Source organism: Thiomicrorhabdus sp. zzn3 (assembly GCF_029767755.1).
Classification (GTDB): Bacteria; Pseudomonadota; Gammaproteobacteria; order Thiomicrospirales; family Thiomicrospiraceae; genus Thiomicrorhabdus.
In genome coordinates, this window is sequence record NZ_JARUQS010000001.1 from 1,272,980 (window position 1) to 1,296,284 (window position 23,305).

A 23,305-nucleotide genomic window follows, 5' to 3' on the forward strand; every position below is an offset into this window, starting at 1 on the left:
ATCCCCTCATTTAAAAATTCGGTTAGGTGCACAGCAGTCGGGGAACCGCTGCGCAACCTTAGGCAATATTAGATATCGCCGCGCTTGACCAACATGTTCGCACCTTGAGATTGTGCGAAGTTGTCATAACCAATCAAACGAACGTGGTTGTTTGGGTTGGCTTTGATACAAGCGTTTACTTCTTCCAATACCGCGTCAGCAGAAGTTTCACCGAACATTGGAAGCTTCCACATATACCAGTAGTAACCGAAAGCGTTCTCTGGCTCAGTGTGCTCGATAGCAGGGTTCCAACCTTTGCTGATGATGTACTCAACCTGAGCTTTGATTTGCTCGTCAGTCATCTTTGGCAGGTAAGAGAAAGTCTCAGCCTTACGTGACTTAGGATCAGAAAGGCGTGATGGGTAATCTTGAATACTCATTTATATTTCTCCTAAATTCAAATTACTTATGCTTAACGTCAAGCTTGTCAACAGTATCGAATTCGAACTTGATTTCTTTCCAAGTTTCCATTGCGATCTTAAGCTCTGGGCTGTGTTTAGCCGCTTCAGTCAGCACTTCTTTACCAACTTTCTCAACTTCTTTACCTTCGTTACGTGCTTGTACACACGCTTCCAAAGCAACACGGTTAGCAGCCGCACCCGCAGCGTTACCCCATGGGTGACCTAGAGTACCACCACCGAACTGAAGTACAGAGTCATCACCAAAGATGTTAACAAGAGCAGGCATGTGCCATACGTGGATACCACCAGAAGCAACTGGGATAACACCTGGCAAGTGACCGAAGTCTTGGTCGAACATGATTCCACGATCACGGTTCTCTGGGATGAAGCTATCACGCATGATGTCGATCCAACCTAGAGTTGCTTCACGGTCACCTTCAAGCTTACCAACAACGGTACCTGAGTGCAGGTGATCACCACCAGATAGACGCAATGCTTTAGCCAAGACGCGGAAGTGGATACCGTGCATTGGGTTACGGTCGATTACACCGTGCATCGCGCGGTGAATGTGAAGTAATAGACCGTTCTTACGGCAGTAGTTAGCCAAACCAGTGTTCGCTGTGAAACCACCAGTCAAGAAGTCGTGCATGATGATCGGAGTACCGATCTCTTTAGCGAACTCAGCACGCTCGTACATTTCTTCTGGAGTACCAGCAGTAACGTTTAGGTAGTGACCTTTACGCTCACCAGTTTCTGCTTCAGCTTTCTCGATCGCTTCTTGACAGAACATGAAGCGATCTCTCCAGCGCATGAATGGCTGAGAAGTAACGTTTTCATCATCCTTAGTGAAGTCAAGACCACCACGCAGACACTCATAAACTGCACGACCGTAGTTTTTAGCAGATAGACCTAGCTTAGGCTTGATAGTACAACCTAGCATTGGACGACCGTACTTATCCATTTTGTCACGCTCAACTTGGATACCATGTGGAGGTCCACCACAAGTTGTTACGTAGGCTAGTGGGAAACGGATATCTTCAAGACGGCAAGAACGCAATGCCTTGAATCCGAATACGTTACCTACCAAAGAAGTCATAACAGAAACGATTGAACCTTCTTCGAACAGGTCTAGTGGATAAGCGATGAATGCGTAGAATGCAGAGTCGTCACCTGGAACGTCTTCGATTCTGTAAGCACGACCTTTGTAGTAGTCAAGGTCAGTCAACAAGTCAGTCCATACAGTAGTCCACGTACCTGTTGAAGACTCAGCCGCTACCGCAGCCGCACACTCTTCACGAGGAACACCTTCCTGTGGAACAACTTTAAAACACGCCAAAAAGTCAGAATCTTTAGGCTCGTAATCTGGCATCCAATATGTTTCGCGGTATTCTTTTACACCGGCATTATAAGTCTTAGCCATCTTTTACCTCTTTGTAGATTGATAGTAAAAATGAGTCTGAATTAGCAATCTGCTAAGGACCGAAAAAAATCCTTGCTTGCCTTCAGTGGTTTGTATCTTAGGTCAAAGAATCTATGGAATCTCACACGGTTTGTAATACAATTTATATACATTTGTTTATTCAAAAACAAAATAACCTTAAATAACAACAACTTAATTTTTGCCGAGTTCAGAAAAAAATGCAAAACTTACACATCACCGCACAACAAATTCGCATTTTTGAGGCCGTAGCTCGCCACAAAAGCTTCACCAAAGCAGCCGAAGAACTCAACCTAACCCAACCTGCTGTTTCTATTCAAATCAAAAGGTTAGAGGAAAACAACGATATTAAGCTGATCGAGGTGGTGGGAAAAAAACTCTTCCTAACTCGCCCCGGCAAAGAGATGTATAAAAGTTGTGAAAAAATTTTAGGTGAATTACGCGAACTGACCACCCATATTAGAGCGCAACAGGAAAAGGTCGAAGGTGAGCTGGTACTCGCGGTAGTGACCCCGGCCAAGTATTTCATGCCCTATATTTTGAAATCGTTTTTAAACCGCTATCCGGGTGTAGTTCCCAGAATTACGGTAATCAATCGCCGCCGCATTATCGATGAACTGAAAACCAATCAATACGACCTTTCCGTTATGGGTCGCGTGCCGGAAGAACTGAAGATGGAGGCCTATCCATTTTTTAAAAGTGAGCTGGTCGTTGCTGCCCCACCTAAACACCCGCTCTCCAGGCAGAAAAATATTCCCCTCAAACAGCTGGCCGATGAACCCTTCTTGATTCGAGAAAAAGGTTCAGGAAGCCGAATGGCGATTGAAGAACTGTTTCATAAAGAGGACATCGAAATCGAGCCTTTTATGGAGCTAGGAAGTACTGAATCGATTAAACAAGCGGTAATGGCTGGCCTAGGGATTTCGGTACTGCCAAAACATGCCATTCGCATTGAAACCAAGTTCGGCTATATTGAAACCTTGGATGTACAAGGCTTTCCACTTAGCCGAGACTGGTATGTAGCCAAAGGCCAGGACCGTGCCCTGCTCCCACCGGCCGCTGCTTTCCTCGAGTTTTTACAAACGGTGGATATCAATAAACTGTTAGCCATGTCCGACACCCGCTAACCAACAATATAGCCTCATACACTTAATGACTGTAGACGAAGCCTTAAACTTGCTGCCCGAAATTCTAAAGCGCAACTTAGAACGCAACCTTTGCGTTTGCAACGAAGTGCCTAAAATCAATGTAATTAAAGCCATCACGGAAGGTGCGGACACCCTGGAAAAAGTACGCGCCAAAACCTATGCTTCAGATGGCAACGGCTGTTGCCGACGCCAGATTGAAGACCTATTAGAATGCTTGGTGCCAGAACATGACAGTTGACGCCATACACCTTTCTATCTAAACCGCCTCCCTTTCATGTATAACAAATATTAATAAACAAGAAACGATAACCGTTTGCCCGGGGACGATCCCATACGATGTGGTATATAATTTATTCAGACACAGTATCGAGAACGAACACATGACTGAAAAAGAACATCACAGCCTAGATGTATATATTGGCAAAACCATCAACACAGTCAGAAAAAAACAAGGTTTGACGATTGCTGAAGTATCCGAACAATCCGGTATCAGTCGAGGCATGCTCAGCAAAATTGAAAACGGCCAAGTCTCGCCAAGCCTAGATTCTTTGCTGAAAGTATCTAAAGCCCTAGGCATCCCCATTTCCGCTTTTTTTAAAGAATTTGATACTGAGGAAGGTGGGGCGCAACACATAAAAGCCGACGAGCGCTTGGAAGTTGTTCGACGCGGCACCAAGGTTGGACATACTTACCACCTATTGGCCTATGACAACGGGCCGAAAAAACGCTTTGAGCCCTTCTTGATCTCTCTCGACAACCAAAGTGAAATCTTTCCCTCCTTCTCACATGAAGGCTACGTTTTCATGTATTTACTGGAAGGTGAAATGATTTATCGCCACGGCAAACAGACCTACCATATGAAGCCGGGAGACTCTTTGACCTATAACGCGCAAATCTCACACGGCCCGGAAGAACTTATTCAGGTACCGATCCGTTTTCTCAATGTCATCGTCTACGGAGAAAATGCACCAACATAGATCATTCGGTGCACTCATTCATTAACGAAATCGCCCAAATACCCGACCCTTTCGACATTAAACACCCCCATCCTATTGTTTTAAAATAAAAAAAAATTACTGGCATTAAACTATCTTTCCTTGGTAATCGGTATTTGTTCCATACCAATACGGCCAAATCACTTTTTCGTTTTAAGGTGATTTGGCTCCTTATTCTTTTCTAAATTAAAACGTGGGGGTCGCAACATGAAAATAATTCAAGCGATCATCAACCCTTATGCACTTGATAACGTCCGGGAAGCCCTATCTGAACTTGGGGAATTCGGCATGACAGCAACTGAAGTTAAGGGTTATGGTCGTCAGAAAGGTCACACAGAAACCTATAGAGGAACCGAGTATGAAATTTCTTACGTTCCTAAAATAATGATCGAAATCGCTGCTTCAGATGATCAAGTTGATGACATCGTACAGTGCATAATCGGAGGAGCCAAAAGCGAAAAAATCGGTGCAGGAAAAATCTTTATCTTACCGTTAGAGGAAGTCGTGAGAGTTCGAACCTCTGAAACGGGTGATAGCGCCATTTAGCTTTATCAACACGGAGTAAATCATGGAAGGAAACATTCTACAATTATCCTATGCATTGGATACTTTTTATTTTCTAGTCAGTGCCGTCCTCGTCATGTGGATGGCGGCTGGTTTTGCTATGCTGGAAGCGGGTCTTGTCCGTAGCAAAAACACAGTTGAAATCCTAACCAAAAACGCACTGCTTTACAGTGTGGCCTGCACGATGTACCTGATTGTTGGTTACAACATCATGTACCCTGGCGATCCTATTAGCGCTTATCTGCCAAACCTAAGCTTCTTCCTGGGGGCGGACAACACAGTTGACGCGGTTATTGCCGGTGGTGATGATGCACCTTACTACTCAGGCATGTCAGACTTCATCTTCCAAGCGGTATTTGCTGCGGCTACCATGTCTATCGTTTCAGGGGCGATTGCCGAACGTATGAAACTATGGCCATTCCTGGTATTTGCCGTTGTTATGACTGCTGTTATCTACCCAATGGAAGGTTACTGGAAATGGGGCGGAGGCTGGTTAGATCAGCTTGGCTTCCAAGACTTTGCAGGTTCTGTTGTGGTTCACATGGCCGGTGCCTCTGCTGCTTTAGCCGCAGTTATTATGGTTGGTCCACGTCTCGGTAAATACGGTGAGAATGGAAAAGTCAACGCTATTCCAGGTGCAAACCTACCAATGGCCACCCTAGGTATGTTCATCCTGTGGATGGGATGGTTTGGTTTCAACGGTGGTTCTGAACTGATGGTTTCTAACGTTGATGAATCTAACGCTGTTGCTGCTATCTTCGTCAACACCAACGCCGCGGCAGCGGCCGGTATGATTGCGGCTGCACTTTTAGGTCGCTTCATGTTCGGTAAAACGGATTTGACCATGGTCATCAACGGTGCCCTAGCTGGTCTGGTTGCGATTACTGCAGAACCGCTTGCGCCAACGCCTGGTCTGGCTCTGTTTATCGGTGCCGTGGGTGGAATCATCGTGGTGCTTTCAGTGGTATTCCTGGACAAACTAAAACTGGATGACCCAGTTGGTGCCATCTCTGTACACGGTACTGTCGGTATCTGGGGTATCTTCGCTGTCTTGTTCAGCAACTCAGATGCAACATTCTTCGGCCAGTTGGTTGGAACCGTGGCCACCTTTGCATGGATGTTTATCGCTTCCCTGATTGTTCTATTCATCTTGGATAAAACAATGGGACTACGTCCAACCAAAGAAGAAGAGTTGGAAGGTATGGATATGAAAGAGTGTGGTATGGAAGCCTACCCTGAGTTCGATCAAAAATAATTCGAACTTATCCAAACTTTTCTCAAAAAAACCGCATCCAATGATGCGGTTTTTTTATTTTAAAAGCCTCAAAAAAGATAACTTACATCCGTTTTCTTAATGGCATCATAGACGAAGTTTCAAAACCGTGACGCGCATAAAACTTCTGCGCACCTACATTGTCTGAATCGGTTAATAGCGTTGCCCTCAAACACCCTTTTTGCTTAATAAATTCCAGTGCAAAACTGAGCAACTCGGAACCTAACTGCTTTCCTCTATAGGCCTGATCAACGACCATATCTTCAATCAACGCTACCTCACCCCCCAGTGCCGTGGAGACCGTGTAGAGTGCGCTCACCATCCCCACTATCTTGCCTTCATGCTCTACCACAAAAAGATGACCTATGCGTTCATCGGCAAGAATTTCAGCCAACGCCTTTTCATGTAGTGCCCTATTAGGCTGAAATTCCACCTCTTGGGTAAACAGGGAGATTAACAGCGGCATCAGAGCTTCCAAATCTTCCACTGTGGCGACCCGAACCATACATCTTCTCCTTAAGAAACCAGATAATCCAATAAACGCTCCATCGCCTTCTGTGAATCTTCATAAAAAGCTGCCGGCGTTTTCTGTAACTCTTCAACAGACTGAATATAAGGGCCTTCTGGGAGCTTACCGTCAACATCCTTTAGCCAATGATCAATGGTCTCTGGAATCACCTCTAAATGATATTGCAGACCAATAATCTTATCTCCCAGCTGAAAGGCCTGATTTTCACAGGCGCGACTGCTCATTAGTCGGATCGCACCTTCGGGCAGATAAAAGGTTTCGCCATGCCAGTGAAACACGGGCTTAGACAACGTGATCTGAATACCTTGACCATTGGATACATTGTCCACCGGATACCAGCCGATCTCCTGATGCTCGCCCTGAACCACATCCGCGCCCAACACATTGGCAATCATTTGCGCCCCCAAACAAATCCCCAGCAAAGGGATTCCATCTTCAACCACTTCTGCCAGGCAACTTTTCTCCGTTTTGAGCCAAGCATAATCGTCTTCGTCATTAACGCTCATCAGACCGCCCAAGACAATCACCAGGTCGAACTCCTTGACAGGCGGAAACTCCGGATTTGGCTCAAATAGCTTCACATAGGTCAGATCAGCCTGATGCGATGCCATCCAAGACGCCATATTACCAATACCCTCATTAGGCTCGTGTTGAAACACCAGAACTTTCACGTTTAAAACTCCAAGTTGTTGTATTAATTAAAAATAACATTACCAAAAAATGCAAAACGCCAATGAGACCAGTCTCATTGACGCTAGAAAACTTCAAAACCTGCCCCAGGATGGGCTTAACGACGTCCTCACATAAAAACGCTACAACCGAATCGCTTCCATATTCTTTTGTAACTCGTTTGCACGCTCGATCACCGAGTGCGTTAACTGATTAGACTGGTCCGATAAGGCCGCATTCTCTTGGGTAAACTGATCGAGCTGCGCAATCGCCTGGTTAACGTGCTCAATACTGGTGATCTCTTCTTCCGCTGCAGAGCGAATGGTTGAAACAATCTCGATCAGTTTATCCATATTGTCGTTAATGTCTTCCAAGGCCTTGGTCGAATCTTGAGAAAGGCTTTCACCATGACTCACCAAGGCCAAATTTTGCTCGACCAGCTGGCGAATCTCACCGGAAGACTCTGCGGCTCTCATGGCCAAATTTCTGACTTCTCCGGCTACCACGGCAAACCCTCTACCATGCTCTCCAGCGCGCGCTGATTCAACCGAGGCATTCAGAGCCAACAGATTGGTTTGGAACGAAATCCCTTCCATCAATTCCACAATGCCTTCAATTTTGCGACTGGCCTCATTGATTTGCCCCATCGCTTCACGCGATTGATTCACAATGTCACTGCCTTTAACGATGTGATCTTTGACTACCTGCCCAAGCTCCATGGCCGTGTTGGATTCATGAGAGGTATTGCGGATGGTGTTTGCCAGTTCCTCCATACTTGCAGCCGTTTGCTCCAGCGAGGCCGCTTGCTGCTGGGTTCGCCCATTAAGATTCTCATTGTCTTTACCCAAAGCTCCCATGTTCTGAACCACAATGCGACTGGTGTCCGCCGTTTGCGCCAGCAACCCCCTGAGGTTTTGCATGGCTTGATTAATCCCCGCCTTCAAACGCTCCAGATCTCCCTGGTAGGCTCCAAGAATGGTTTGTGTCATATCGCCTTGGGAAAAGGCCTCCATCACCTGATTAATCTCTTTAAAGGCGCCATCCAGTGAAGAAGCACTGTCATTGACCGCCCCTTTAAGGTCAGACAAGTCACCCGGTAACGCCTCTTCAACCCGATATGAAAATTGTCCGTTCGCCATAAAGAACATCACCCTAGTCACCGCTGCCAACGCACTTTTAATAGTCAACATCGACGCGACCCCCTGTCTGACCGTTTCAGCCTCCTCTTCACTCAAGCCAATTGACAAAGCATCCAAATGCTTGGACAAAGAAATATCAATACCGGCCACACCCACGACTTTTCCTTGATCGATAATCGGTGTGACCACGCTGGTGATCAAGAACTCTTGGTCCCCGACCGGATACATATACGGATCCACCACTTGTGGCTGTTGCGTTTGCAGCGGTTTAAGATAAAAGTCCCCCAAACCGGGCACTTCGTAATCCACCAAAGGCTCCAGAGCCAGCTGACCGTTTTCTCCACGCCCCCAGAAAGGCATAAATCTGCCCGTTGAATCATGCCAATCAACGCTCTTAAACTGCTCGTCTTTGCCATCAAATGCGCCGGGTTCCCAACCGCTCCAACAGGCCAGAAAGTTTGGATGGTCTTGCAGTTTGCCATGAATAAGCTGCAACGCTTCTTTTCGTGAAGCGCCCTGACGACGAGACTCCAATAACGCTTGCGCCATCTCAGCCACCACTTGCTGCGCCTGCGCAATGTCATCCGTCGCTTTGGCTAAAGTTAATTGGCCACCAAAGTCTCCGTCTTGAATCGCACCGACCACCTGCTTGATCACCTTGCGTGCCTGTTTATTTTGACGAATGGACTCCGCCAACTTCTCTTTGAATTCATCGGGAACCGCTTGATCAAGCTCATGAATGCGGCGCTCACTCTCCTGCTTCATCGCCAGCCATAATGCATCAAACACCTCTGTGTGTGGTTTTTGCTCACGTAAAAGCGACTCCAACTCTCTCTTCACCCCTTCTGGAAACGTTTCCGGTAGAGTACCCTCGGCCAAATACTGTTGAACAGCAGCCTGATGGACTCGAAGCAGACGAGTATAAAAAAACACCACCGAAGCCAAAGAGGTCAAAACGATCGCAGCCATCAGCCCCCCGCTATCGATCGGCATTTGCGCACTTTTCTCCCAGAGCAGTGCACCGCCGACGACCAGTAGATTGATGACTATGACACCTAAAATCGCAAGCTGCATTTTCACCCTCAATAAAATTTATTTCTTTTCCAACTAATAGCAAAGGCTATTCTGAATCTGAAAAGTCTTTAAAAATAAAGCAAATAGCGTCTTTCCTATTGTTTTATTTAAGAAAAATTAAAATAACTGATTCACTTTGGTGCGATAAAAAACAGGCCTGTCAAAATGGAACAGGCCTGGTAAGTTTGCAGAACAAGCAAGCCTGAGCTGAAACTGATCAGGCCTGATGAAATCAGAAATTAAAAAATCAATAAGAATGTCTGCCCGGAATCCAATCGGTTCCGGCAAGCGGTACACCGGCCATCGCCGCCGCTTCCACATTCAATGCCACCAAATCTTCCGGTTCCAAGTTATGCAGATGGGATTTTCCACACGCTCTCGCCAGCGTTTGCGCTTCCATGGTCAATACATTCAAATAATTGGCGAGACGGCGTCCGGCCAGCTCCGGATCCAACCTTGCAGCCAGCTCCGGATCTTGGGTAGAGATCCCCGCCGGACATTTACCTTCGTGATAATCGTCGTAATACCCCGCGGCAGAACCGATCTTTTGATACTCTTCATCCCACTTGGGATGATTACAACCCAATGCAATCAGCGCCGCCGTTCCAATGGCGACCGCATCGGCGCCCAGCGCCATACACTTGGCCACATCGGCCCCGCTGCGAATCCCACCGGAGACGATCAGCTGCACTTTGCGATGCATATCCATCTCTTGCAAGGCACGTACCGCCTGAGGAATCGCCGCCATCGTTGGAATCCCCACATGTTCGATAAAAACGTCCTGCGTCGCCGCAGTACCGCCTTGCATACCATCCAGTACGATCACGTCCGCCCCGGCTTTCACTGCCAGTTTGACATCATAGTAAGTACGGGTCGCGCCGATCTTGACGTAAATTGGCACATTCCAGTCAGTGATCTCTCTCAGTTCCTGAATCTTGATGGCCAGATCATCCGGCCCGGTCCAGTCCGGATGACGGCAGGCACTGCGCTGATCAATACCTTTTGGCAAGTCGCGCATTTTGGCCACACGGTCGGTGATTTTCTGCCCCAGCAACATACCGCCGCCGCCGGGTTTGGCACCTTGCCCCAAAACCACTTCAATCGCATCCGCTTTACGTAAATCGTCCGGGTTCATACCGTAGCGAGAGGGTAAATATTGATAGACCAGAGTTTTGGAGGTTTTACGCTCTTCCGGAGTCATTCCGCCGTCTCCGGTCGTAGTTGAGGTTCCGGCCATATTCGCGCCGCGTCCCAAAGCTTCTTTGGCATTGGCCGACAAAGCACCGAAACTCATCCCGGCAATAGTCACTACCGTATCCAGTTTGATCGGGTTCTTGGCAAAACGCGTGCCCAAAGTCACGTCGGTACCGCACTTCTCACGATACCCCTCCAGAGGGTAGCGCGACATACTCGCCCCCAAAAACAACAGGTCGTCAAAATGCGGAACTTTGCGCTTGGCGCCGAACCCTCTAATGTCGTAAATTCCGGTATCCGCCGCCCGTTGAATTTCGTTGATGACATCGCGACTGAACGTGGCCGACTCAATTAATCCTGGCTGTTTCTCACTCATAACCGATTCCTTCTGCTTAACTTAGTACGCTGATGCATTATCAACTTTGAATGTATAGAGCTGACGGGCTGATCCGTAGCGGGTAAATTCAGCCGGATCATCCTCACAGCCTGCTTCTTTTAAAAGCTGACTCAACTCTTCCAGGTGCTCCGCACGCATCTCTTTTTTGACGCAGTCCGCTCCTAAAGATTCCACACGGCCTTTGACATAAATATGCACTTCATACAGCGAGTCCCCGAGGGCTTCACCGGCATCGCCGCACACAACCAAACACCCGGACTGTCCCATAAAGGCACTCATGTGGCCGACCGAGCCTTTGACGACAATATCGACCCCTTTCATGGAAATGCCGCAACGTGCCGCGGCATCGCCATCAATCACCAGCAGGCCGCCATGAGCGGTTGCTCCGGCGGATTGACTGGCATTTCCCTTTACATGCACCTTACCGGACATCATGTTCTCCGCCACACCCTGACCGGCATTACCGTTGATAACCACTTCGGCTTTCTGGTTCATCCCGGCGCAGTAATAACCGGCATGTCCGTTCAGATTCACGCTAATCGGCTGATCCAGACCCACGGCGACATTATGTTCACCCATCAGGTTATCCACGTTAATTTCGTCCGTTGCGTCCTTTGGTAAATCGTGCAAGGCTTGATTTAACTCTCTTACCGTCTGTTGTTTCAAATCAAATTTCATCGTCATTCCCTCTTACCTCAACCCCTTAATCACGTCCCCAGAAATAGACTTTTCCCGGATCAGGCTCCCACAAATTGGCTTGTTCAATACCCGGCAAGGTCGTTAACGCATGGTATTCGGACGACATGGCGACATAGTCGTCGGTTTCCGCAATCACCGCCGGCTTGCAGGCGATCGGGTCGCGAATCACCGCAAAGCCGTTACGCGTGCCGATAGTGAAAGTAAAGAAGCCGTCCAAATCATCAAGTGCGGCCGTCAGAGCTTCTTCCACGCTGTCTCCGGACTGCAGGCGATGGGTCAGATAACCGGCGGCCACTTCGGAGTCGTTTTCCGTCTCAAAGACAATGCCTTTTTTCTTCAACTCTTCACGCAGACGGTTGTGGTTGGAGAGAGAGCCGTTGTGCACCAGACACAAATCCATGCCGGTTGAAAACGGATGTGATCCCTCCATGGTCACGCCACTTTCTGTTGCCATACGCGTATGGCCGATGATGTGCGAGCCTTTCATTCCCTTCAGATTGAATTTGCCCGCAATCTCTTCCGGTAGACCAATCGACTTTAAAATCTCAATCGAATGGCCAACACTCATGATTTTCACGTCAGGCGCTTGATCGGTAATGAAGCCGCGCACGCCGGCTTCGTCGGCGTTGATCTTAAACACCGCGGCATTGGCGTTATGGAGTACCGACACAGAGGCATCAAATGCTTCTTCCAGCTGACCGGCCAATTCATGCCAGTGGTAATGAGGATCTTCGTGCTGCAAGGTCAGCTTCACCATGTCCTCACCGACTTCATCCCCGTAAATGGCAAAGCCAGCACTGTCCGGACCGCGATCGGTCATCGCAATCAACATCGGTTCGAACAACGCACCCAACTGATCTTGCAGCGCATCATTTTTCAAATAAAGGCCCACAATTCCGCACATACGATTTCTCCTTAAAAATATTCGGCGTAACGATCCACTTCCCAGTCAGAAACATGTCGCTGGTACTCCACCCACTCCATGCGTTTGATCTCGATGAACTCTTTGACGAATTTCTCGCCGAACTGTTCGTGGAAGAGCGTGCTGTTTTCCAGCTCGTTTATCGCCTCTGAAAGCGATTGCGGCAAGGTATCGATGCCCAACTCTTTCAGTTCGTCAAACGACAGTTTGTAGTGATTTAAATTACGCGGTTCACCCGGATTCATTGTTTTCTCAATTCCGTCCAGGCCGGCGGCAATAATCGCAGCCGTGACCAGGTAAGGATTGCATCCCGCATCGGGAAGACGGAATTCCAGGCGCCCGTATGGCACTCGAACCATCGCCGTTCGGTTGTTGTCGCCATAGCTGATAAAGGCTGGCGCCCAGGTAGCACCGGATAATGAACGCCCAACCACCAGACGCTTGTAGGAGTTCACCGACGGCGCGGCAAAAGCACACAACGCTTTGGCGTGATGCATCAATCCGCCCAGGAAGTGGTAAGCCATTTCCGACAGGCCGAGGTTATTGGGATCGGCATCGTCACCAAACAGGTTATTGCCCGCTTGGTCGCAAACCGAAAGGTGGAAGTGGAAACCGTTACCGGTTCGGTTCGGATTCGGTTTCGGCATAAACGAACAGGTCAACCCCATCTCATTGGCGATTTCACTGCCGGCCATTCGCACAAAGGTGATACGATCTGCCGAGGTTTTGGCATCGGTGTAGGTGTAGTTAATCTCAAATTGGCCGTTGGCGTCTTCATGGTCAATCTGGTAAACATCAAATCCGACCTGCTGCAGCGAATCGACAAACTTTTCCAAAAACGCGCGTGAGCGTGACAATCCCTTGTAGTCGTAACAGGGCTTATCCAAGGTGTCGGTGTCGTCATAAGGCACCAGTTTGCCGTCACTGCGTTTCAACAGGCTAAACTCCGGCTCAATCCCGGTATTCAAGGTCCAACCCTTTTCAGACAGGCGTTCAATCTGCTGGAGCATAATGTGACGCGAATCAAACTCATAGGGTTCATCATTGACATAACCGGTACAGGCGATTCGGGCATACCCTTTCTGCCAAGGCACCAGACTCAGCGTGCTCAAATCCCCTCTGGCCATATAGTCGGCTTCATGCGGTTCAAGCCCTAATCCCCACACGGCAAATCCGGCAAACCCGGCACCGCTTTCCACCACATCTTCCAAACAATGTGCCGGAACCGATTTGGTTTTGGCGACACCGTGAATATCGACAAACTGGGCCAAGATGAACTTAACGTCGTTCTCTTTGAGAAACTGTTTTGCTTCTTCCAAGGTCATTTTTTACACTCCAATTTTCAGAAAGGGGGATGAATCGATCTGTTTCTGTAGCGTCGTTAGCAGATAATGGCCATAGGTCGGATCACAGCCGACAACCAACGGGGCATCATCCGAAATGAGCATCCATACTGAAACGCCTGCGACGGAAACCATCACAAAATCACCAGGAGAGGCCTGCCTGAAATCGTAAATACATACTTCGGACATCAAGGCGCGCCAGTCACCTGACAATTCAAACACCACATCCCCTCGTTGGAATGCATACTGTTTTTGATTTAAAACTTTGGAATCAAAGTTATTGAGATTGATTAAAAACTCTTCGACACCCAAACGGGCAATAAACTGATGGGTCGCAACCTTGCGATAAGAGAAAACCAGCATTTCATCTCCGCCCTCCTCTGTCAACGCCTGTGATATTTTCTGACCTCTTAAATGCAGCAGGCCTGGCATCGATAATTCGGTTATCTGTACGCTCATGCTGCGGCTCCTTTCGGGTTTTCGACCGGGTGCTGCCTGCTGCCATCCGGGTCATAAAAAGGCGTTGCCACCACTGAAGCGGAGACAAACGAACCGTCAGTCAACTTGATCTGGAATGAGCTCCCAACATCGGAAAGATCTTGGCGAATATCCGCCAAACCGATCACTTTTTGCAGTGCCGGACTGAATCCGACACTGGTGACGCGCCCCACCATCTCGCCTTGTTCGATAATCAGGTTGGATTCCAAAGGCCTGCGGGCAGCATCGTTGACCTGCAACTCAAACCCAACCAAAGTCCGCGAGGTGGACTGTTTCAGTTTGGCCAGACTTTTCTTGCCGATAAAATACGGTTTCTTCAGGTGAACCGCCCACGGCATGCCCGCCTCAAACGGGTTCATCAAGCCATCGGTATCCTGACCGACAATGATATGGCCTTTTTCCAGACGCAACAGACGCTGCGCCTCAACCCCGAAAGGCTGAATGCCATAGGCTTTACCGGCCTGCATCATCGCCTGCCAAACGGTTGCGGAGTCGTTGGCATTGACATGGATTTCATAGCCCAACTCACCAACAAAGCCCACGCGGATCAAAGTGGCCTGGCAACCGGCCACTGGAGCCTGACGCATCGCCAGATAAGGGAAGCCATCGTTGCTTAAATCAATGTCCGTCAGCTCGGCCAGAATTCTGCGGCTGTTTGGGCCAGCCAGATTCATCGCCGCCAACTGCCCGGTGCGATTGACCACGGTCACGTTCAGCCCCCATTCCAGGATCTTTTTCTGAATCAGGCGGTAAGCGGCATCCGAGGTGCCGGTGGTGGTGGTGACATAAAAGTGTTCTTCTGCATAACGCACCGCGACGCCGTCATCGGTAATAATGCCGGCATCGTCCACCATCAGCGCGTATCGGCTGCTGCCCAACTTCATATTGGACATATTCATGGTGTAAAGACGATCCATTAACGCCGCCGCATCTGGCCCAAAGACTTCCAGCTTACCTAAGGTGGAGACGTCTACCAGGCCTGCCGAACTTCTCACCGCACTCACTTCCGCTTCGACACAGGCCTGCTTGGTTTCGGCGGTTTGATAATATTCCGGTCTCAGCCAATTACCTGCTTCCATGAACTTGGCATTGGCTTCGCGGTGAAAATCGTGCAACACCGTCATACGTTCCGGTCTGAAACGCATGCCCGCCAGATGCGAAACCGGCACCGGATGGAACATCGGGCGCGCGGTGGTGGAACCGGTTTCATCGATACTCTTAGCGGTTAGACGCGCCAGAATACGAATCCCGTTCATATTGCTGTGTTTGCCTTGACTTGGCCCCATACCGATCGTCGAAAAGCGCTTCATCAGTTCGATATTGTCAAACCCCTGGGCAATGGCGCCTTTCAAATCTTTAAGCTGAATATCCTCGTCAAAATCGACAAAGTTTTTACCTTTAGGGTGTTCCCAAATCGGGTAATGATGCGAGTGAGCGCTCACTTCTCGATATCGAGTCACCACCGAATTTTCGCTCTCGGTTTTAGAAGTCCCGTGGGAAGTGACATACTGAGCCGCCATTTCACCCGCCAGTTTTCCGTCTTCGATCTGGTGGCCGATTTCATGCACGCCGTTAAGGCGTCCACAAGCAAACATACCGTCCGGCAAGACGCTCGGCAATAACTGGTGCGCAGTCGCGTCATAAGAAAACTTGCCTCCGGCCTGATAAACCAAAGCACCCGCCGGTGCCCAGCCGACACTCATTAGCAAACCGTCACATGCAATTTCGTATTCACCGCCCGCGGCTTTAAATACCAATCCTTTAAGTTGTTTTTTACCCAGTGCTTCAACAATTTCCGCATATTTATATACTGGGATTCCTTTGGTTAGAACTTTTTGGACCCACTTATGAGAGACCTCTCCGGTATCGACAATGGCGCCAACCTCCACGCCGGAAGCGAGCAAATCCAAAGCCGCCCGATAGCCTTCTGGATTGGAGGTTAACACCACCGCTTCTTTGCAAGGCGCCACCCCATAACGCGCAATCAGGCGTTGTGCCGCACTGGCGTTCATCACTCCGGGCAGATCGTTATTTCGGAATACCGCCGGTTGCTCAAACACGCCCGTTGCCGCTATAACCGCTTGCGCAGACAGTTTGATCAAACCTTGGGAAGTATTGACCGCCAACCAGTGATCGCCGTAATAACCGGCCACCGTGCTGTCAGTAAGCACCTGTATGTTGGGATGGCTGAAAACCGCGGCCTTCAAACGGTTACGGCTGGCGAACACGGTTTCTTCATTGGCAAACTGATAATCCAGACTGCCGCCGATAAACGGATTTTCATCAATCAGGCAGACCTCCACTCCGTTCTCGGCCGCTTCCAACGCCGCAGCCATACCGGAAGGCCCGGCTCCGACCACCGCGACGTCACAGTAGTGGTAACGCTTGGGCTGACGCTGCTCGCTCCAACCGGTATCGACAGTACCCAATCCCGCCATATGTCTGATCAGCGATTCCCACTTAGGAAACAAGAACCTGGGCGAATAGAACGCGCGATAATAAAAACCGACCGGCAGGAATTTACCGATCCATTCCACTAGCGATCCCTTGTCGGATTTGAGCGAACCGAAGGTATTGACCGCTTGCAAAGAGTGGTTTTCGTCAATTGTCACCACATCACCGCGTACATTCGGGCGGTCTTGCCCCTGGAACAACGCGTTCACATCGTGGTTGGCAAAACTGAGCAGGCCTCTCCGGCGGTGATATTTGAAGCTGCGCCCAAGCACCTTAACACCGTTGGCCCACAGTGCGCTGCTGATCACATCGCCTTTGAAACCGGTATAGGTTTTACCTTCAAATTCAAACGACACCGTTTCGTTGCGATCGATCCATTCCAAAGGTTGTGGAGGCAATCTAAGCGTCATTGACAGCTCCTTTCTGTGCCATACGGATCGACTCAATGCGATCCGTCAGGGTATCTCTTTCAAATACAAACCATATACCGGTCGGGCGGTGATACCACCATTCGAATTGAATCTGGGGATCACTGTGGCGGTAAAAAACAAACTGGGCCCACTCCCGATCCGTCACCGATTCCAAATCCGGTTCGGATTTGACTACGCCGCCATAGGTAAACTCACTCAACGCGCGCTTACCGATTAAAGGACAATTCACAAATTTCATAATCGATCCTCAACGCCTCTCTAGTGCCCAACCGAAGCCGCGCCTTTTTCACCCACCAACTTGAAATTCTCAAACCGGTCTAAGGCAAAAGGTTTAATCAGTTCGTGAACCTGGTCATGGGCTACGGTATGCGCCATGGTCTTGCCGCTGATCGGCGTCGCCTTAAATCCCCAGGTTCCCCAACCGCTGTCCAGATAGAATCCCTCTACCGGCGTTTTTCCCATAATCGGCGCAAAATCCGGAGTAATGTCACTCATGCCGGCCCATTGACGCATGATTTTCAGGCGGCTGGTAAACGGAAACAGGTCCATCATTTGATCGGTCAGCCCTTCGACAAAATCAAGCGTGGAACGGGTAGAGTGCAGCTCTGCCGGATCCACCGACGCCCCCATCACCAGCTCACCGCGTGACGATTGACTGACATAGACGTGCAAACTTCCGGAAACCACAATCGTATTCATAAACGGCTTCACCGGTTCGGTCACACACGCTTGCAGCGGAAAGACCTCAATCGGGGTTGGAATGTCAAGCATGCGGGTAATGCGCGGCGTAGAACCCGCCACCATCGAGATCACCTTATTGGTTTGAATATCGCCGCGGTTGGTCTGCACGCCTACGACCTTACCGCCCTGGGTTTGGATGCCGGTAACCTGAGTTTTCTGGTGAATCTCCACCCCGCGCAGTTGCGCACCGCGTGCATAGCCCCAGGCGACCGCATCATGACGGGCCACCGCGCCCGGTTCGTGATAGAGTGCGCCCATAACCGGATGCTGACCGTTGCATTCCACATTCATATAGGGAATGTCTTTTTGAATGGTTTCCACATCCACGACGTCACTTCTGATGCCGTGGTGCTTATTCACTTCCGCGCGCCAGCGCATGGTACGCATTGCGCTGTCGGTATGCGCCAAGGTAAAGTGGCCGCGAGTGGAATAGAAGATATTAAGGTCAAAGTCCTCGCTCAAATCTTCAAATAACTTGAGACTGGCATCATAAAACTTGACCCCTTCCGAAGTCAGGTAGTTGGAGCGTACAATCGTGGTATTGCGCCCGGTATTGCCGCCGCCGATATAGCCCTGTTCCAGCACGGCGACATTGGTTATGCCATGCTCTTTCGCCAAGTAATAGGCGCAGGCCATGCCATGTCCGCCACCGCCGATAATCACAGCGTCGTAAGACTGTTTAAGCGGTTTCTCGCTTGGAAAAAAGCGCAACTCCTCTTCCGGTTTCTTCCAAGCGTATTTCAACAACCTTAACGGCATACTCCACTCCTAGGCGAATACAACGGTTTTATTGCCGGTAACAATGACGCGGTCTTCAATGTGATATCTGAGACCACGCGCCAAGGCATTCTTTTCAACGTCTTTCCCGAGCACCACCATCTCCTCGGCCGATTCGCTGTGCGAGACGCGCGCGACTTCCTGCTCGATAATCGGCCCCGCATCCAACTCCTCGGTCACATAATGACAAGTTGCACCGATAAGCTTCACCCCTCTCTCATACGCTTGGTGATAAGGTTTAGCCCCGATAAACGAGGGCAGGAAGCTGTGGTGGATATTAATGATCTGTCCTGGGTACTTCTGGCACAGGTCGGGAGGAATAATTTGCATATAACGCGCCAACACAATGGTGTCCGCCTCATAGTGTTCGACCCACTTGACCACTTCCGAAAATGCAAAAGGCTTATTCTCTGGTGTCACCGGAATGTGGATATAAGGAATGCCGTGCCATTCAACCAGTTCCTTCAGATCAGGATGATTGGAAATCACGCATGGAATCTCAAAATCCATCTCTTTGGATTTCCAGCGATACAGCAGGTCATACAGACAATGGTCCTGCTTACTGACCATAATCACCACACGTTTTTTCCTATTGAGCGGGGATAATTTCCAATCCATGGAAAACGCTTCGGCAATTTCAGAGAACTTATCCCTGAACTCCTCCTCAGACATTTGCATATCGGAAATTTCATTGCGCATAAAAAAACGTCCCAGATCGGCATCGGCATGATGGTTGGCCTCCTTGATCATGCAGCCGTTATCCGCCAGAAATTTAGACGTACTCGCCACAATCCCCACCACATCCGGACAGGAAACAGTCAACACAAACGCGTTATCGCTCACCGTTAAGATTCCTTTAATGAACTTTTGATTCTTATAATACACCTCAATTATTTCATTTCAAGAAAATTATTTTATTTTTATTAACTTTTTTTTAAACTGAGTAAAAAAATCATTTTCTACAGAACCTTATTTTTGAGCGCAAACCGATAAAGTCGCCAACGCCGGGAACAAAAAAAGCCCGCCACGTCCAAGACGAGGCGGGCCTATCCACTCTGATTATTCTAGTTGCAGCTTTAATGCAGCTTAAACCAATCCAAAAACCAAATATTCAAATAAATTCAAAAAGTTACTAACACAAACAGCCAATCAGGGCACTGTGACAAACAGCAATCTGTTTAACTCCTGCACCAAAAGAAACAAATATTGACCAAATTCGATTCAAAATTCTTATAATTTTCAAAACCTTAAAGCCAAGGAAGAATCCATGTTTTCTAGTGACCAACGAGCCCGTGCTTACCACATCTTGGTAGATGACGAATCGCTCTGCCAACAAATCAAAGAGCAAATCCACCATTTTGAAGACTTTGACCGATTAGCGAGAGAACATTCACTATGCCCTTCAGGAAAGGTTGGCGGGGACATTGGAATCTTTGGTCCGGGAAAAATGATGCCCGAATTTGATAAAGTCGTCTTTAACGAAGAACTTTGCCAAGTGCATGGCCCGGTCAAAACTCCCTACGGCTACCACCTAATCTGGATTGCCAGACGCAAATAAAGGCCTCAGCGCACTTTAGACCAAGAAAAACCGTCCAAAATCCAAAAGCCACTGCCACTTAACAAAGGTGTCAATTACATTTCGCGCAGCCAATAAAAACTGAAGCTCGGTATCACCAGGGTGTTGTTATAAATTTCAGGTTGTTGACGAGTGTGTAGATCGAACAACTGTCCTTGAGCGTAACTTCCCCAGCTGGTTACATCTTCCAAGTCCAACTTTTGCGGTTTATCGTTAAAGTTAGCCACTACCAAAACGCGGTCGTTCGATTTTTGAGGATTGAAGCGACTGAAGACAAACAGGTTCGGATTCCCCACATCAACCAGTTCACGGTTATTGAAATCGGCAAAGACATTGATCTCCTTGCGGATCGTAATCATTTTTTTAATCCCGCTGAAGATCTCGTATTCAATCGTGCCGGGGCTATGCCGTTTTTGGGCTTTTTCCCAATCTATTTGGGGACGGTGAACCCAACGGTTATCATTGACCTTATCGGGATCATCCAGGTAGGAATCATCATTCAGTGTGCCAATTTCGTCCCCGTAGTAAAGCAAGGGTATTCCGCCGAACGAAAGAATCATACTGTTTAGCAATAGAATCAGTTTAACGGCACTCTCTTGTGCTTCGATATCACCCGATTCAATCGCATACTGCAACCCCACCAGAGAGGCTAATGAACCTGAAATCCGCGAATCCCCTGTTTTGAAATTTTCGGCAAAAGGCAAGCCCCTTGCATGGGAGTTGTCGAAACGTCCGGTTAAGTAATCGATTAAAAAGCGTCGGTGGGCTTGCGGTTCATAGCCCGCCTGAATAATATCTTTATCGTCAAACCCCAAGCCGATGTCATCATGACAACGAATATAATTCAACCAGGTAGCGCGTTCCAATTTAACCGGTAGGTTTTTTATCCCTTGGGTCAACAGCTTGGCGTTTTTGGTCGCCACTGCATCCCAAAGCAGGGCCATCAAGGTGGCGTTGTAAGCAATCTCACACTCTTTGGCAATGACCGCATCTTCCCCGAAATACTTGGTCACCTCAGACGGCGCCACAATCGCTTCCGCAATAAAAAGTACACCTGGCGCGGTCACCTGGCAACAGTCCTTCATCAACTGTAAAATCAGATGCGCTTCATGTTCGTTCTGGCAGGTACTGCCAAGCTTCTTCCATAAAAACGCGACCGCATCCAAGCGCAGTATGTCCGCCCCCTGATTGGCCCAATAAAGGATTACATCAAGCATTTCAATAAAGACCGCAGGATTGTTGTAATTTAAATCCCACTGATTGTGATTGAACACCGTCATGACCCAACGCTGCATTTTTTCATCCCAGGTAAAATTTCCCGGCGCCGTTTCGGGAAAAACCTCCAGCATGCTTTCTTCAAACATATCCGGGATGTTGCGGGATTCAAAGGTGTAATAATAATCTTGATAAGTGGGGTCCCCTTCCCGGGCTTTTTCCGCCCACTCATGCTCATCGGAGGTATGATTTAAAACCACATCCAAAGCCAACAGCATTTCGCGTGAACGCATCTCTTTTGCGAGGTTTTGCAGGTCTTCTAATGTCCCGGCACGCTCATCGACTTCACGGAAATCACTCACTGCATAGCCACCATCACTCTGCCCTTTCGGGCACTTCATAATCGGCATGATATGGACAAGGTTAACGCCAAGTTCCTGAAAATAGCTCAAGTGGTCCTGCATGTCTTTCAGGTCTTCTGCAAAACCATTGACATATAACGCCATGCCCACCCATTTTTGATGCAGAAACCAGTTGTGATCCCGCTCACGCTCCAAATCCAGCTGTTTTAATTCGTCCGGGCGTTTAATATATTTCCTCGCCATGGTTTCGACTAATTTTTGTGCCTGCTGGTCAAAGTCCGGCCGATTCCCATACAACTTTGCAAATAAACCGTGAATCGCATAAAAGTTTGCGCCCAGTCGGGTATAAAAGTGACGTAGGTCTTTTTTATAAATATCCGGTTTGATCTGATTAAGGATATCGTTTAACAGTGAATGAGATATTTGCTCGTACATAGGCCAAAAACTTTAATAATGGATTTAGGTGTTAAAGTATTGCGGGTGATTTTTGCTGTTTATACTCAATCAAAGTTAACCGAGACACTGATAAAAACTTTGATCATGAGGTGTCGCACCGCGAATACCCACCACTTTGCTGGCAAACGTCTGTGCGGTTGAAAGCGTTTTCTCAATAGGCCAGTTTTTGATTAGGCCGTGAATATAAATGGCGGTAAAAGCGTCTCCAGCCCCCACCGTATCAACAAACCGATCCACTCTTTCAGGCTTTATGCCGAAAAAGCCGGTTGGCGTCAGCACCAAAGCACCATCCGCTCCCTGGGTCACAATGACCTGCTCACAACCAAACTGGCCCATAAAAGCGTGCATCGCCAATTTGAGATCAGGTTGCATAAAGCCCAACTCACGAAGCTCGTCAACATTCAGCTTGATCCACCGAGCCTGTCCTAACCACTCAAATAGAGACTCCCGATCCCACCAAGGGGCTCTTAGATTGACATCCACAAACATCTCCCACTGACCGGCTTCAACCAACAAACGAAATTGCTGTTTGGCATAATCGCTTCTTAACGCGAGGGAGCCATGATACAGAATGCCTGTTGCCTGATTCAGCTTGGTACAGGCCTGTTCAATAAAATCGTAGGCGCTGTCCGCCTTAATATCATAATGGGGTTCATTATCGATTAAAGAGACTTGAACCTGTCCGGTCGGGTGCTGCTTATCCTGTTGAATATTATCCGTTGAAATTCCCCAGGAGCGGGCCTGTTGCAAAATCTGTTCACCGAGTTGATCTTCCCCGACACGAGAAATAAAAATCGGTTGGTCGCCTAGCGCCTGCAAATGCCAACAGACGTTAAAAGGTGCGCCGCCCAGCACTCGTTCAGCTTGATCGGCTTGCCCCGCCCGCTCACTGCGGTTAAAACAGTCAAATAAGACTTCGCCATAGATGGTAATTTGCCTTGTCTGAGATTCAGTCATATCATTTGTCTCTT

22 protein-coding genes are annotated in these 23,305 nt (G+C 48.6%); 6 read left to right on the plus strand and 16 right to left on the minus strand.

The window, feature by feature from the left end; all coding sequences use genetic code 11:
• Window positions 1-68 precede the first annotated feature (68 nt).
• The gene (locus tag QCB44_RS05965) at window positions 69-419 is read right to left on the minus strand and encodes a ribulose bisphosphate carboxylase small subunit (protein WP_279408588.1); all 351 of its coding nucleotides are present in this window, start codon (window positions 417-419) and stop codon (window positions 69-71) included.
• A gap of 22 nt (window positions 420-441) precedes the next feature.
• Window positions 442-1,860, minus strand: a complete 1,419-nt coding sequence (locus QCB44_RS05970; RefSeq protein ID WP_279408591.1) for a form I ribulose bisphosphate carboxylase large subunit — start codon at window positions 1,858-1,860, stop codon at window positions 442-444.
• A gap of 218 nt (window positions 1,861-2,078) precedes the next feature.
• On the opposite strand from QCB44_RS05970, the gene QCB44_RS05975 reads away from it, so the two are divergent.
• The 5 genes from QCB44_RS05975 (at window position 2,079) to QCB44_RS05995 (ending at window position 5,840) form a co-directional block, all read left to right on the plus strand.
• Window positions 2,079-3,005 (plus strand): LysR family transcriptional regulator, encoded by a 927-nt coding sequence (locus QCB44_RS05975; protein ID WP_279408593.1) that lies wholly within the window; start codon window positions 2,079-2,081, stop codon window positions 3,003-3,005.
• Between the two features lie 25 nt (window positions 3,006-3,030).
• Entirely contained in the window at window positions 3,031-3,264 is a 234-nt protein-coding gene (locus QCB44_RS05980; protein WP_279408595.1) for a (2Fe-2S)-binding protein, read from the plus strand.
• Between the two features lie 142 nt (window positions 3,265-3,406).
• Entirely contained in the window at window positions 3,407-4,003 is a 597-nt protein-coding gene (locus tag QCB44_RS05985; protein ID WP_279408596.1) for a helix-turn-helix domain-containing protein, read from the plus strand.
• Between the two features lie 225 nt (window positions 4,004-4,228).
• Window positions 4,229-4,567: a P-II family nitrogen regulator gene (locus QCB44_RS05990; protein ID WP_279408599.1), complete on the plus strand. Its 339-nt coding sequence runs from the start codon at window positions 4,229-4,231 to the stop codon at window positions 4,565-4,567.
• A 22-nt stretch (window positions 4,568-4,589) separates the two neighbouring features.
• A complete protein-coding gene (locus tag QCB44_RS05995; protein ID WP_279408602.1) occupies window positions 4,590-5,840 on the plus strand; it encodes an ammonium transporter in 1,251 nt (416 codons plus the stop codon).
• 82 nt (window positions 5,841-5,922) lie between these two features.
• Here QCB44_RS05995 and QCB44_RS06000 read toward each other — a convergent pair whose 3' ends face one another.
• The 12 genes from QCB44_RS06000 to purU all read right to left on the minus strand — a co-directional run bounded on the left by QCB44_RS06000 (window position 5,923) and on the right by purU (window position 19,568).
• Complete coding sequence (locus QCB44_RS06000; protein WP_279408604.1) at window positions 5,923-6,363, minus strand: GNAT family N-acetyltransferase; 441 nt, start codon at window positions 6,361-6,363, stop codon at window positions 5,923-5,925.
• Between the two features lie 11 nt (window positions 6,364-6,374).
• Window positions 6,375-7,058, minus strand: coding sequence for a type 1 glutamine amidotransferase (locus tag QCB44_RS06005; RefSeq protein ID WP_279408606.1), 684 nt, complete (start codon window positions 7,056-7,058; stop codon window positions 6,375-6,377).
• Window positions 7,059-7,199: 141 nt separating this feature from the next.
• A complete protein-coding gene (locus QCB44_RS06010) occupies window positions 7,200-9,269 on the minus strand; it encodes a methyl-accepting chemotaxis protein (protein WP_279408607.1) in 2,070 nt (689 codons plus the stop codon).
• A 247-nt stretch (window positions 9,270-9,516) separates the two neighbouring features.
• Entirely contained in the window at window positions 9,517-10,839 is a 1,323-nt protein-coding gene (locus tag QCB44_RS06015; protein WP_279408609.1) for an FMN-binding glutamate synthase family protein, read from the minus strand.
• 21 nt (window positions 10,840-10,860) lie between these two features.
• A complete protein-coding gene (locus QCB44_RS06020) occupies window positions 10,861-11,544 on the minus strand; it encodes a protein glxC (RefSeq protein ID WP_279408611.1) in 684 nt (227 codons plus the stop codon).
• Window positions 11,545-11,563: 19 nt separating this feature from the next.
• A complete protein-coding gene (locus QCB44_RS06025) occupies window positions 11,564-12,463 on the minus strand; it encodes a glutamine amidotransferase family protein (RefSeq protein WP_279408612.1) in 900 nt (299 codons plus the stop codon).
• Window positions 12,464-12,474: 11 nt separating this feature from the next.
• Window positions 12,475-13,806: a type III glutamate--ammonia ligase gene (glnT, locus tag QCB44_RS06030; RefSeq protein ID WP_279408614.1), complete on the minus strand. Its 1,332-nt coding sequence runs from the start codon at window positions 13,804-13,806 to the stop codon at window positions 12,475-12,477.
• A gap of 3 nt (window positions 13,807-13,809) precedes the next feature.
• The gene (locus tag QCB44_RS06035; protein WP_279408615.1) at window positions 13,810-14,283 is read right to left on the minus strand and encodes a hypothetical protein; all 474 of its coding nucleotides are present in this window, start codon (window positions 14,281-14,283) and stop codon (window positions 13,810-13,812) included.
• Window positions 14,280-17,186 (minus strand): glycine cleavage T C-terminal barrel domain-containing protein, encoded by a 2,907-nt coding sequence (locus tag QCB44_RS06040; RefSeq protein WP_279408616.1) that lies wholly within the window; start codon window positions 17,184-17,186, stop codon window positions 14,280-14,282. Before QCB44_RS06040 ends, QCB44_RS06035 begins: the two co-directional genes overlap by 4 nt.
• A complete protein-coding gene (locus QCB44_RS06045; protein WP_279408617.1) occupies window positions 17,176-17,445 on the minus strand; it encodes a sarcosine oxidase subunit delta in 270 nt (89 codons plus the stop codon). Before QCB44_RS06045 ends, QCB44_RS06040 begins: the two co-directional genes overlap by 11 nt.
• 20 nt (window positions 17,446-17,465) lie before the next feature.
• Complete coding sequence (locus tag QCB44_RS06050) at window positions 17,466-18,707, minus strand: FAD-dependent oxidoreductase (protein WP_279408619.1); 1,242 nt, start codon at window positions 18,705-18,707, stop codon at window positions 17,466-17,468.
• Window positions 18,708-18,716: 9 nt separating this feature from the next.
• Entirely contained in the window at window positions 18,717-19,568 is an 852-nt protein-coding gene (purU, locus tag QCB44_RS06055; RefSeq protein WP_279408620.1) for a formyltetrahydrofolate deformylase, read from the minus strand.
• Between the two features lie 424 nt (window positions 19,569-19,992).
• Here purU and QCB44_RS06060 point away from each other — a divergent pair, with 424 nt between their 5' ends.
• The gene (locus QCB44_RS06060) at window positions 19,993-20,283 is read left to right on the plus strand and encodes a peptidylprolyl isomerase (RefSeq protein ID WP_279408622.1); all 291 of its coding nucleotides are present in this window, start codon (window positions 19,993-19,995) and stop codon (window positions 20,281-20,283) included.
• Window positions 20,284-20,357: 74 nt separating this feature from the next.
• Here QCB44_RS06060 and QCB44_RS06065 read toward each other — a convergent pair whose 3' ends face one another.
• Both QCB44_RS06065 and QCB44_RS06070 read right to left on the minus strand, forming a co-directional pair.
• Window positions 20,358-22,313 (minus strand): alpha-amylase family glycosyl hydrolase, encoded by a 1,956-nt coding sequence (locus tag QCB44_RS06065; RefSeq protein WP_279408623.1) that lies wholly within the window; start codon window positions 22,311-22,313, stop codon window positions 20,358-20,360.
• Window positions 22,314-22,388: 75 nt separating this feature from the next.
• Complete coding sequence (locus QCB44_RS06070) at window positions 22,389-23,291, minus strand: PfkB family carbohydrate kinase (protein ID WP_279408626.1); 903 nt, start codon at window positions 23,289-23,291, stop codon at window positions 22,389-22,391.
• Window positions 23,292-23,305 lie beyond the last annotated feature (14 nt).

Excerpts from the sequence above, each read along its gene's own strand:
- QCB44_RS06045 (WP_279408617.1), bottom strand. The coding sequence starts at position 17,445 with ATGAAATTTGTGAATTGTCCTTTAATCGGTAAGCGCGCGTTGAGTGAG.
- QCB44_RS05990 (WP_279408599.1), top strand. The coding sequence starts at position 4,229 with ATGAAAATAATTCAAGCGATCATCAACCCTTATGCACTTGATAACGTC.
- QCB44_RS05995 (WP_279408602.1), top strand. The coding sequence starts at position 4,590 with ATGGAAGGAAACATTCTACAATTATCCTATGCATTGGATACTTTTTAT.
- QCB44_RS06010 (WP_279408607.1), bottom strand. The coding sequence starts at position 9,269 with ATGCAGCTTGCGATTTTAGGTGTCATAGTCATCAATCTACTGGTCGTC.
- QCB44_RS06050 (WP_279408619.1), bottom strand. The coding sequence starts at position 18,707 with ATGCCGTTAAGGTTGTTGAAATACGCTTGGAAGAAACCGGAAGAGGAG.
- QCB44_RS06070 (WP_279408626.1), bottom strand. The coding sequence starts at position 23,291 with ATGACTGAATCTCAGACAAGGCAAATTACCATCTATGGCGAAGTCTTA.
- QCB44_RS05980 (WP_279408595.1), top strand. The coding sequence starts at position 3,031 with ATGACTGTAGACGAAGCCTTAAACTTGCTGCCCGAAATTCTAAAGCGC.
- QCB44_RS06025 (WP_279408612.1), bottom strand. The coding sequence starts at position 12,463 with ATGTGCGGAATTGTGGGCCTTTATTTGAAAAATGATGCGCTGCAAGAT.
- QCB44_RS06065 (WP_279408623.1), bottom strand. The coding sequence starts at position 22,313 with ATGTACGAGCAAATATCTCATTCACTGTTAAACGATATCCTTAATCAG.
- QCB44_RS06060 (WP_279408622.1), top strand. The coding sequence starts at position 19,993 with ATGTTTTCTAGTGACCAACGAGCCCGTGCTTACCACATCTTGGTAGAT.
- QCB44_RS06040 (WP_279408616.1), bottom strand. The coding sequence starts at position 17,186 with ATGACGCTTAGATTGCCTCCACAACCTTTGGAATGGATCGATCGCAAC.
- QCB44_RS05970 (WP_279408591.1), bottom strand. The coding sequence starts at position 1,860 with ATGGCTAAGACTTATAATGCCGGTGTAAAAGAATACCGCGAAACATAT.
- QCB44_RS06020 (WP_279408611.1), bottom strand. The coding sequence starts at position 11,544 with ATGACGATGAAATTTGATTTGAAACAACAGACGGTAAGAGAGTTAAAT.
- QCB44_RS05985 (WP_279408596.1), top strand. The coding sequence starts at position 3,407 with ATGACTGAAAAAGAACATCACAGCCTAGATGTATATATTGGCAAAACC.
- glnT (WP_279408614.1), bottom strand. The coding sequence starts at position 13,806 with ATGACCTTGGAAGAAGCAAAACAGTTTCTCAAAGAGAACGACGTTAAG.
- QCB44_RS05975 (WP_279408593.1), top strand. The coding sequence starts at position 2,079 with ATGCAAAACTTACACATCACCGCACAACAAATTCGCATTTTTGAGGCC.
- QCB44_RS06000 (WP_279408604.1), bottom strand. The coding sequence starts at position 6,363 with ATGGTTCGGGTCGCCACAGTGGAAGATTTGGAAGCTCTGATGCCGCTG.
- QCB44_RS05965 (WP_279408588.1), bottom strand. The coding sequence starts at position 419 with ATGAGTATTCAAGATTACCCATCACGCCTTTCTGATCCTAAGTCACGT.
- QCB44_RS06015 (WP_279408609.1), bottom strand. The coding sequence starts at position 10,839 with ATGAGTGAGAAACAGCCAGGATTAATTGAGTCGGCCACGTTCAGTCGC.
- QCB44_RS06035 (WP_279408615.1), bottom strand. The coding sequence starts at position 14,283 with ATGAGCGTACAGATAACCGAATTATCGATGCCAGGCCTGCTGCATTTA.